At 57.2% G+C, this 5,270-nt stretch carries 6 protein-coding genes and 1 pseudogene; 1 reads left to right on the top strand and 6 read right to left on the bottom strand.

Annotated features, from left to right (window positions below):
- Window positions 1-401 (top strand): annotated as a pseudogene (locus F753_RS49425) (hypothetical protein); the annotation flags it as partial.
- 95 nt (window positions 402-496) lie between these two features.
- On the opposite strand, the gene msrQ reads toward F753_RS49425, so the two are convergent.
- The 6 genes from msrQ to F753_RS48420 form a co-directional block, all read right to left on the bottom strand.
- Window positions 497-1,108: a protein-methionine-sulfoxide reductase heme-binding subunit MsrQ gene (msrQ, locus tag F753_RS48445; protein ID WP_023447198.1), complete on the bottom strand. Its 612-nt coding sequence runs from the start codon at window positions 1,106-1,108 to the stop codon at window positions 497-499.
- A complete protein-coding gene (gene msrP / locus F753_RS48440; RefSeq protein ID WP_023447197.1) occupies window positions 1,108-2,115 on the bottom strand; it encodes a protein-methionine-sulfoxide reductase catalytic subunit MsrP in 1,008 nt (335 codons plus the stop codon). Before msrP ends, msrQ begins: the two co-directional genes overlap by 1 nt.
- A gap of 54 nt (window positions 2,116-2,169) precedes the next feature.
- Complete coding sequence (gene pssA, locus F753_RS48435) at window positions 2,170-3,009, bottom strand: CDP-diacylglycerol--serine O-phosphatidyltransferase (protein ID WP_014819285.1); 840 nt, start codon at window positions 3,007-3,009, stop codon at window positions 2,170-2,172.
- Between the two features lie 154 nt (window positions 3,010-3,163).
- Window positions 3,164-4,180, bottom strand: a complete 1,017-nt coding sequence (gene ilvC, locus F753_RS48430) for a ketol-acid reductoisomerase (RefSeq protein WP_003303406.1) — start codon at window positions 4,178-4,180, stop codon at window positions 3,164-3,166.
- Window positions 4,181-4,257: 77 nt separating this feature from the next.
- A complete protein-coding gene (gene ilvN / locus F753_RS48425; protein WP_003279875.1) occupies window positions 4,258-4,749 on the bottom strand; it encodes an acetolactate synthase small subunit in 492 nt (163 codons plus the stop codon).
- Window positions 4,750-4,751: 2 nt separating this feature from the next.
- A partial coding sequence (locus F753_RS48420; protein ID WP_023447196.1) for a thiamine pyrophosphate-dependent enzyme occupies window positions 4,752-5,270 on the bottom strand: 519 nt, incomplete at its 5' end.

Below are 5,270 nucleotides of genomic sequence, written 5' to 3'. Positions count from 1 at the left end.
TCGGTTTGCGACATTTCTTGCTTTGTGATGCTGATAATCTATCTGACCATCAGTCTTACATTCACAAGCACCCACACGAATTGCTTGATTCAGTTGTTAAAGAGCGTTTCGATCAAGTCTTTCGTCTCAACCGAGGCCGCGCATTCTACAGCAGCCTTGTTACCTGTCAAGCTGTTTTTGAAGAATTTTTCTTTCTTCTCAACCGCTTGCGCTTCAGATCAACTTGCGTCTCTCGTCAGCGGGAGGCGAATCATACAGCGTTCAAATCCGCTGTCAACCACCTCTTTCAACCGCTTCCGATTAACCCGACCGAAGCCGCCAACAGGATCCAACCACCACCCTGCCAGCCCGGCGCATTCTACTCGAATCCGCCATCCGTGCAACCCTTTTTATTTCGCTAACCTTTTGATTTACAAGAGGTTTTGCTTAAGGGCTGCGCCGGAAGTGGTACGCATTATAGGAGCCTGAAAATCAACGTCAACCGTTTATTTCAGTTTTATTTACCCCTACCTTTTCTGCTGCGCACTGAAGCGAGAGTCTTAGTCACCGCTGGAACACGCAAGAAGAACAGCGCCATTGCAATACCCGCATAGAGAAACCAACGGGCCGCGTCCGCTCGAACGACCCAGAGCATATGCAGCAACGCAAGAATGACAATGAGATAAACCAATCTATGCACTTTCTTCCAGCGCTTACCAAGCCGGCGCATGCTCCACCGGGATGATGTCATCGCCAAGACGGTCAGTCCGACAAACCCTAGTCCACCGACCAGAACATAGGGGCGTTCGCGCAATTCCTCGCCCAAACGAGAAAACTCGCCACCCAATAAGAAGTATAGATAACCACTCAGGTGCAGCAGTGCATAGGTGAAACACCACAGTCCGAGCTGACGTCGGACGGCCAGCCAGCCACCCCATCCTGTCAGCCGTTGCATCGGAGTCATCGAAAGCGTCAGAAGCAGCAAAACCAGCGCACCCTCACCGAGATTATCGACCAGCACCTTGCCTGGGTCAGGACCAAGCGCGAACTGCCAGCCCAGATACAGCCAATAAAACGGCAAGCTCGCGGCACAGGCGAAAACTGCTGGCCGCCACACAGGGTAGCGCATCAATAGTCCTTACTGAGATCCATCGAGCTATATAAACCCGCGACTTGCTCCGCGTAGCCGTTGAACAGTTGGGTGTCCCGGAGGTTTGTGCTGAACAGGCTTCCTGGGAGCCGGCGCTCACGAGCTTGCGACCATCGCGGGTGCGAGACCTTCGGGTTGACGTTGGCGTAGAACCCATATTCCTGGGGCGCCATCGACTGCCAGGTTGTAATCGGCTGCTCGCGCACGAAGCTGATGCGTACAATCGACTTGATGCTCTTGAAGCCGTACTTCCAAGGGACCACCAGCCTCAGCGGCGCCCCATTCTGGTTAGGTAGCGTACGGCCATACATCCCGACTGCAAGCAACGTTAGCGGATGCATGGCCTCATCCATTCGCAACCCTTCGACATAGGGCCAATCGATCAGCCCAAACCCGGAGCGGGTTCCGCGCATTTCCTCCGACCGGTACGCCGTTTCGAAACGAATGAACTTCGCAGAGGAATGCGGTTGGGCCTTGCGAATCAGATCGGCCAAAGGAAATCCCAGCCACGGAATGACCATTGACCAAGCTTCAACACAGCGAAGCCGATAGATGCGTTCCTCGAGTCGGCTTTCCGAGCACAGCTCCTCAAGAGAGTAACGCCCAGGCTGATCGATCTCACCGTCGATCAACACCGACCAAGGCTCCACTTTCAAAGTCGAAGCATGACGCGCCGGATCACCCTTGTTGGGGCCAAATTCGTAGAAGTTGTTGTACTGGGAAGCGTCCGCAAATGGCGTGATGGCTTCGCCGTCTGCGGTCATGGCTTGCCAACGGGCGCTGGCGAGCTTGTCGGTAAACCATTTCGGCGCTGGCGCCGATGTAACGCCAGGATAACGCTCGGAAGCTTTAGCGAGAGCTGGCAATCCGACGGCAGCCCCCGAAAGCATCACTCCACCAAGAATCTGCCGACGGCTCAAGTAAGCAGCCTCGGTCGTTACCTCTGACTCACGACACTCGCCGGAGGCGGGAATCTTGATCAGCATGGGTTGCTCCGCGTATTGACTCCGATGGAGTAATACGCGCAGCCGAGCTGAAAATCAACCCTCGACACGCTTGCGGCGGCGCAACTGCATCAGGTACTGCACAGGACCGGACGCCGCATACGCCAGGAAGATCAACAGCAGAATGCGGGGCGGATCACTGAATACGACAGCGAACACGAGCACCACTATCAGGATAGCGACGAAAGGTACGCGCCCTTTCAAATCGAGATCCTTGAAGCTGTAGTACTTGATATTGCTGACCATCAACAAACCTGCGGCCGCGACCATCAGCGCGAACAGCATGACCAATATGAGCGGCAGATCGACTCCGCGAATACCAACCTCATCCAGTGCCCAGACAGCCCAGACCCAGCCGGCGACTACTCCCGCCGCAGCCGGGCTAGCCAGACCAATGAACCAGCGCTTGTCCACCTTACCGATCTGCGTATTGAAACGCGCCAGACGCAGAGCGGCGCAAGCGACATATATGAAGGCGACGGTGAGACCAACATTACCCAGTTCGGACAATGCCCACTCGTACGCCAGCACTGCGGGGGCCAGACCAAAGGCAACCATGTCCGACAGCGAATCGTACTCGGCACCAAATGCGCTTTGGGTATTGGTGAGACGAGCCACGCGCCCATCCAGACTATCGAGCACCATAGCGACGAACACCGTGGCGGCGGCCACGTAGAAGTTGCCGTTAATCGCGGTGATGATCGAAAAAAAACCAGCAAAAAGGTTGGCGGTGGTGAACAGATTGGGCAGCAGATAGATGCCACGATGACGAACCTTGCGCCCATCAGGCTCTTGGGTCTCCTCGACATGCTCGTCGATCGGCAGAATGCTTTCTGGCTCGACTGGCTTGTTCGGCTCTTCGGGTTGTCCACTCATGCGCATTCACCTTCTACAACAGGTTACGGATAGATTTCGACCAGTCCTGGAGACTTGGGGTTCAGCCTGGCCAAAGCCGGGTTTTATACCAGAAGCCTGGCAGGCCGAACGAAAAAACGCGGCCGAAGCCGCGTTTTCTTGAGCAGTAGAACGATCAGTTCTTGCTCTTGTCGACGATCTTGTTCGCCGCGATCCAAGGCATCATTGCACGCAGCTTCTCGCCGACCACTTCGATACCGTGCGCCGCGTTGTTGCGACGGTAGGCAGTCATGGACGGATAGTTGGCAGCGCCCTCGGTGATGAACATCTTGGCGTACTCGCCGTCCTGAATGCGCTTCAGGGCATTACGCATGGCGGCACGGGACTCGGCGTTGATCACCTCAGGGCCGGTCACGTACTCGCCGTACTCGGCGTTGTTGGAGATCGAGTAGTTCATGTTAGCGATGCCGCCTTCGAACATCAGATCGACGATCAACTTCAGCTCGTGCAGGCACTCGAAGTAGGCCATTTCCGGCGCGTAGCCAGCTTCGACCAGAGTTTCGAAGCCGGCCTTGACCAGCTCGACGCAACCGCCACAGAGAACAGCCTGCTCGCCGAACAGGTCGGTTTCGGTTTCGTCCTTGAAGGTGGTTTCGATGATGCCGGTACGGCCACCGCCGACACCACAGGCGTAGGACAGCGCGACGTTGCGGGCATTGCCGGAAGCGTCCTGGTAGATCGCGATCAGGTCAGGGATGCCGCCGCCCTTGACGAACTCGGAACGCACAGTGTGGCCCGGCGCCTTGGGAGCAATCATGATCACGTCCAGATCGGCACGGGGCACGACCTGGTTGTAGTGGATCGAGAAGCCGTGGGCGAAGGCCAGAGTAGCGCCCTGCTTCAGGTTCGGCTCGATTTCGTCCTTGTACAGGCGGCCCTGGAACTCGTCCGGGGTCAGGATCATCACCAGGTCGGCAGCAGCAACAGCGGCCGGCACGTCGCTGACCTTCAGGCCATGGGCCTCGGCCTTGGCAATGGACGACGAGCCCGGGCGCAGGCCGACGGTGACGTCGACGCCGGAATCCTTCAGGTTGCACGCGTGCGCGTGGCCCTGGGAGCCGTAACCGATGATGGCGACCTTCTTGCCCTGAATGATGGAGAGGTCGCAGTCTTTATCGTAAGAAACCTTCATGAATTACCCCTGTTGCCGGCCTCGTGGGCCATTCGATAAAACGTTACTGACTGGAGAGACGACGCGTCCGCCAGCCGTTAGATACTCAGCACCTTGTCACCGCGGGAAATCCCGGTGACGCCACTGCGCACAACCTCCAGGATCGAAGCAGTGCCAACGGCCTGGATGAAACTGTCCAGCTTGTCGCTGGTTCCGGCCAACTGAATCGTATAAACGCTGGTGGTCACGTCGACGATCTGCCCGCGGAAGATATCGGTGGTGCGCTTGACCTCGGCGCGCTGGGCACCGGTGGCCTTGACCTTGATCAGCATAAGTTCACGCTCGATATGGGCGCTCTCCGACAGGTCGACCAGCTTGACCACCTCAACCAGCTTGTTGAGGTTTTTGGTGATCTGCTCGATCACCTCCTCGTGGCCTACCGTGGTCAGCGTTAGACGCGACAGGGTCGGGTCTTCGGTCGGCGCCACGGTGAGGCTTTCGATGTTGTAGTTGCGTTGCGAAAACAGGCCGACCACACGAGACAGCGCACCCGGTTCGTTTTCCATCAGCAGGGAAATGATGTGTCTCATGATCAGGTCCGCTCCGTCTTGCTCAGCCACATGTCGCGCATCGCACCGTCTTTGATCTGCATCGGATAGACGTGCTCAGCGGTATCGACCGCGATATCCAGGAAGACCAGGCGATCCTTCATGGCGAACGCCTCTTCCATCATCGGCTTGAGGTCCTTGAGGTCGGTGATGCGCATTCCCACGTGACCATAAGCCTCGGCCAGCTTGACGAAGTCTGGCAGCGACTCCATGTAGGAGTGCGAATAGCGGCTGTTGTACACCATGTCCTGCCACTGGCGAACCATTCCCAGCGCACCGTTGTTGAGGTTGATGATCTTCACCGGCAGGTCGTACTGCAGGCAGGTGGACAGCTCCTGGATGTTCATCTGGATGCTGCCCTCACCCGTCACCACCGCGACATCGGCTTCGGGGAAGTTCAGCTTCACGCCCATGGCTGCAGGCAGACCAAAGCCCATGGTGCCGAGGCCGCCCGAGTTGAGCCAACGGTTGGGCTTGTCGAACTTGTAGTACTGGCAGGGGGA

This window comes from Stutzerimonas chloritidismutans AW-1 (assembly GCF_000495915.1).
Lineage (GTDB): Bacteria > Pseudomonadota > Gammaproteobacteria > Pseudomonadales > Pseudomonadaceae > Stutzerimonas > Stutzerimonas chloritidismutans.
Note: the sequence above shows the minus strand (reverse complement) of the source record. Positions and strands in the feature narration are given on the sequence as shown.